General features: G+C 57.9%; 3 protein-coding genes and 3 pseudogenes. 3 read left to right on the forward strand and 3 right to left on the reverse strand.

Annotation, left to right across the window (positions count from 1 at the left end):
- The first annotated feature begins 737 nt into the window (after positions 1-737).
- Both GWE18_RS41640 and GWE18_RS41645 read left to right on the forward strand, forming a co-directional pair.
- Positions 738-1,667, forward strand: a complete 930-nt coding sequence (locus GWE18_RS41640) for a TauD/TfdA family dioxygenase (protein WP_275191266.1) — start codon at positions 738-740, stop codon at positions 1,665-1,667.
- Between the two features lie 477 nt (positions 1,668-2,144).
- Positions 2,145-2,576, forward strand: a complete 432-nt coding sequence (locus GWE18_RS41645) for a hypothetical protein (RefSeq protein ID WP_275191268.1) — start codon at positions 2,145-2,147, stop codon at positions 2,574-2,576.
- Between the two features lie 419 nt (positions 2,577-2,995).
- On the opposite strand, the gene GWE18_RS41650 is transcribed toward GWE18_RS41645, so the two are convergent.
- Positions 2,996-3,370, reverse strand: a complete 375-nt coding sequence (locus GWE18_RS41650; protein ID WP_275191267.1) for a serine hydrolase — start codon at positions 3,368-3,370, stop codon at positions 2,996-2,998.
- Positions 3,371-3,614: 244 nt separating this feature from the next.
- Here GWE18_RS41650 and GWE18_RS41655 point away from each other — a divergent pair.
- A pseudogene (locus tag GWE18_RS41655) lies at positions 3,615-4,247 on the forward strand (IS5 family transposase); the annotation flags it as partial.
- On the opposite strand, the pseudogene GWE18_RS41660 reads toward GWE18_RS41655, so the two are convergent.
- Both GWE18_RS41660 and GWE18_RS41665 read right to left on the reverse strand, forming a co-directional pair.
- A pseudogene (locus GWE18_RS41660) lies at positions 4,248-4,403 on the reverse strand (IS630 family transposase); the annotation flags it as partial.
- Positions 4,404-4,472: 69 nt separating this feature from the next.
- A pseudogene (locus GWE18_RS41665) lies at positions 4,473-4,680 on the reverse strand (IS5/IS1182 family transposase); the annotation flags it as partial.
- Between the last annotated feature and the right edge of the window lie 175 nt (positions 4,681-4,855).

Here is a 4,855-nt window from a genome sequence, read left to right on the forward strand (position 1 = left end):
GACAAAGTGAAGCCCGAATGGGCCCTGATTTGCACCGCTCACAACCTCGTCAAGCTGGCGAGGGCCGCATGAGCCGCTATCATTCGGATAAAACCGGCTTCCCGATGCTAACTGGACAGGCTCCTAGGCGCTCGACCTCACGTATCGTTAGGCGCTGCTTCTTCGCGCGCGCTGGCCATCGGGGCTAGCCGGCTATCTGGTCGAATTATCGGCCCAATTTGGTGACCGTCGCGCCGGGTTTTCCCGATCCCTTTGGCGCTCTTGCCGCCAGGTAGTCGTTCGCGGCTCGTTTTCGCGGCTGGCACGGTGCTTGCTGGAGATCACTTGCTAAATGCGAGGTTTGCCTATGAAACCCGGTGACGTCACCTGCGCACCCAAGCGCTTCGTATCTTCTTGGAAGGACGAGATCGTATCCGCGATCGTAGAGAAGTTTCACCAAACCAATGATCGAAGGCAGTCTCGATGAGACTCTTCGAAGTTGAACCTGCCGGATCGTCGATCCTCAATCAAGCTAATGCTGCACCGAGGCAAGGGGCACCGGCGAGTTTCAGGCGTATCCCATCGAAAATGGTACGGATCAGCCGCGATCCATGCGTGGCCGCTTTTGCCTCGCACGAACAGCGCACCAACGGGCCGATTGCCGCGGATTTTGATGATTAGCAATCTAGCGTTCACCCATTCCGGGTCGCAGCTGAATGCGTTTGTTTGGTGAAGAAACCGCAAAGGCTGGAACATCCATGAGCGAAACGACCTTGATCGATAATGTCATTCCGCGTACCGATATCGTCAAACGCGCAGCGCGCATCGGCGCCGAAATCAGAAATATCAAGGTCTCGAGCGATTTGCCGGACCAGACGATCGCTGCACTCAACAGCTTGCTGCTCGACCACAAGGTGATCTTCTTCCGCGACCAAGGTCATCTCGATGACGCCGAGCAGGAGCGATTTGCTGCCCGTTTCGGGAAGCTGGTGCCGCATCCGATGCTCGGCGTTGCCAAGGGAACGGCATCGCTCCTCGAGCTTGACTCCGCGCGCGGCGGTGGCCGGGCCGATGTGTGGCACGCCGATGGGACCTTCGCCGATTCCTATCCCAAGATTTTGGTGCTGCGGGCCGTTGTGATCCCACTATTCGGCGGCGATACGGTCTGGTCGAACGCCGCGGCCGCTTATCTCGACCTGCCGCCACCGCTGCAACGGCTTGCAGACGAGCTCTGGGCCGTTCACAGCAACGTCTTCGACTATGCCGGAATGGCCCGAGTCCGCGAGGTCGATAAGAAGCATTTTGACGAGGTCTTCACCAGAACCAACTTCGAGACTGAGCATCCCGTGGTGCGTGTCCACCCCGAGACCGGAGAGCGGACGCTAGTGCTCGGCGCTTTGGTACAGCGTTTTCTTGGCATCCCCAAATATGACGGCCAAAAGCTGTTGGATATATTCCAGTCTCATATCACCGCGCCTGAAAACACCGTGCGCTGGAACTGGAGGGAGGGCGATGTCGCGATCTGGGATAACCGCGCCACACACCATTATGCGGTCAATGATTACGGCGACCAGCATCGCGTCGTTCGTCGCGCCACCATCGAGGGTGACGTGCCCGTCAGCATTGATGGCCGGTGCAGTGTAACGCGCGTAAGGTCACCAAGCAGCGGCCCAATGAAGACCGCCTAACGCGTTCGCAAATTCACGGAGATCCTACCGTTATAGACTATGCTCCCGCGTTCGTTGCTTGTGCTAGTTGAGGTCAAACGGCCAGCGCGGGTCTGACGAAGATCTGGTTTTCGCGAGCCTCATCGAAAGCGGGGTCGGCGCTGCAGTAGACGTACAGCCCTTCGCCGCCACGGCCTGTAGGCCACGAGGTGTGCGCGACGGCCGAGGTAATCAACGTCGAGGGAAAACGAGTTGACTTCAAGGTGCCGGCAAGCGACGGGATAGAGGAGATCGGCAGCGGCACCTATCAACGGGTGGTGATCGATCTTCGTTCGTCCAACGAGTGCCTTAAAAATGAGGAGCTCCTAACGCAACGGTCGGCCTGACATTGCGGCCAGCTTGTGATACAATGCATGCCGGACCTGCTCGTGAGGAAGCGGTAGCGCCTTGCGATGGGAAAAGGAGAATAATCGGGTGCGACCAGAAGGCGAGCATAGCGTGGCTTCTCACTGGCAGTATCAGGTTAGGTTCGATGTGAATGATTCCGCCACGGCGGAATCGGTAGGCCGAAAACTTCGTGTTCCGGCACTGGCACCGCTGTTCGATATCCTCGCCAAGCATCGCGCTGCGCCGAAATGCCAGTTCGATGCCTTTGCGGAGTATGTCGCCGCAGCAGAAGAGCACGGCGTCGAAAACTATCCGCTCTACCAGTGGACAAAGGCGACGATTGAGAATCCAGCGAAGAAGGAAAAGTATTTGAAATCCTTTGCACTCTACGTAGACGACCGGGAGATCTATGCCAAGGAGATTGCCGACGCGCTGGAGGCGGACTTGCAACCGCTCACCACTAGCGGGCTCATCACGCGAATATCGAAGTACGATACCAACCCCGCCAACAATCTTCAGCCGCGGCAGGGCCCCCGCGATTAGGGCTGGGAGCGAGCTGAACGCCGGCTATTGGCCCCAAGCCGAAGACCATCACTAAGGACGCGCGGTCCACTTTCTGGGGGATTGTGTTGCAAAAGTCGATTTTCGCCGATGACCAAAATTCTGCGGGCCGTGGGCGCGACTTTCGTATACAAAATGTGAGGGACCTCACGGCCTCACGCAAAATTCACAGGCAACTTCGATACCACGATTGAGGTCATACGAATCAGCGATCGCTCGCTGCTTAGTGCTTTCGCGAAAAATCTTGAGCCCTGCAACTTTCGACTTTTGCAACACTATCTGGGGTGAATCGGACAGGGTTGGCGCTGGCCTTCGACCGATGCTTGTGGGCCCAACTCGAACGTGTCAGCCTCGCGGGGCGGATCCGACGATTGTGATCAGAAGAGCGCTGGGGTCGAACCTCAATCAGCCGCATAGAACGCTTCCCGAATGGGATTCGAGATCGCGCCGGAGCCAATAATCGCCGTCTTGGTCATGAACCGCTCGGTGACAAACGATTCCAGGCTGTTTCCCGTCACTTTCTCGATCACGGCCCTCAGCACGTCCGTCGTAAGCGAGTATTCCCAGCCTGTACCAGGCTGATAACAAGCGGAACGGAGGCGAGACGCTGCATTGCTTCGACGCAACGAAGGGGGCGCCCAAAATGCCAGAATTGACAAATGGAGGCTCTGTCCAAACTTTCGACCGCTCCATCGCACAGAGAGGTCATTGCCGGCTACTGCAACGTCGGCAATTTCGGCAGCGCCGATCGGATGGACTACAGTAATCTTATCCACCAAGGTTCCGCCGCGTCGTGCTCGCGTTTGGCAGCTTGGCGATGAAGTGTTCGGCGTCATGCAGCGTTTGGGACTGCTCCTTAGCTGGAGGGTTAGCGGTTGCGCAGTACGACATCGCTCTCCCCCACTCGTCAGTGCAGAGGTTTACCTACTAGACTAAGACTAGCAGGCTGCGGAAAAAGTATCGCGGATCGGCTGCGATTGTGATTCCTTTGTCCTGTTGAATCGGGGCAGAGGACAGCCGATGCGCGGAGAAGATGAGGCGTCAGAGGGCCTTTTTTCGTACGTGAGCTGCTCGGCGCGGGTTCCCAAAGATCACCCGCTGCGGGCCATTAGGCGGCTTGTCGATGGGGCACGTGAGGCGCTCTCAGGCGATTTCGCGAAGCTTGGCCAGCCTTCGATTCCGCCAGAGAAGCTGTTGCGGGCGCTGCTTTTACAAGCGTTCTACTCGGTGCGCTCAGAGCGCCAGTTGATGGAGCAACTCGATTACAATCTGTTGTTTCGCTGGTTCGTCGGGCTGTCGATGGACGCGCCGATCTGGGACGTGACGGTATTCACCAAGAACCGGAAGCGGCTTCTGGAAGGGGATGTGGCGGCGAAATTCTTCGGCGCGGTGTTGGACCAGGCTGAGGTGAAGCAGCTCCTGTCGAACGATCACTTCTCGGTCGATGGCACGCTTATCGAGGCGTGGGCATCAATGAAGAGCTTCCGACGCAAGGACGGCAAGGACAAGCCGCCGGATCCAGGCCGCAATGGCGAGCGCGGCTTCCACAAGGAGAAGCGCTCCAACGAGACGCATGGATCAACCACCGATCCGGACGCCAGGCTCTATCGCAAAGGTGATGGCCAAGGCGCCAAGCTCTCCTTCATGGGGCATTGGCAAGCCGTCCGCACATCGCAGGATCGCGCGGCACCGCTCAGATAGCGACCGCGCAACACGGTGACGACGGACTTGTCTCTCCAAGTACGTCCGCTCCTGCGCACTCAGCACCAACGGCTCGATCGGTCGGCCTCTCACAGCTGCATTCGCCACAAGCGCTCTCCTCTACAGAGAGATTCGAGCTATCATTATAATGTGACGAACTTGCGTTCCAGATGACTAGAAGGGTTGCAGTACCACCGCTCGAAGCAGCTTCTCTGGTGCGATCGATGGCCGCCCGAAGTCCACGTAAAGCGCCGTGAAAGCCTTCGACACTCAACGCCGCGTTTGCTATTACCCGGATCGCTCGCAGCGGATGATCACCGCGGAGGCGGGCTTCCAAATCCACATAGCTGAATAGCGATCCATACTGCTCGTCAGAGCGGCGCATCTCCATTTCCCGATTCAATCACTCCAGAGAATTATGCCAAACGCCTGCGAGCTATCGCTAAATTTTGGTGACGGCCTGGCCGGTTAGGCGGCGGCGGTTATGGGCTGACGGTCAGTCGGCTTGGCGATGACCTCGATCCCGTCGTTGAATGTCACACCGAGAACGAGTTTTGGCA

The organism is Bradyrhizobium sp. CSA112, assembly GCF_029051645.1.
Lineage (GTDB): Bacteria > Pseudomonadota > Alphaproteobacteria > Rhizobiales > Xanthobacteraceae > Bradyrhizobium.

Excerpts from the sequence above, each read along its gene's own strand:
- GWE18_RS41640 (WP_275191266.1), top strand. The coding sequence starts at position 738 with ATGAGCGAAACGACCTTGATCGATAATGTCATTCCGCGTACCGATATC.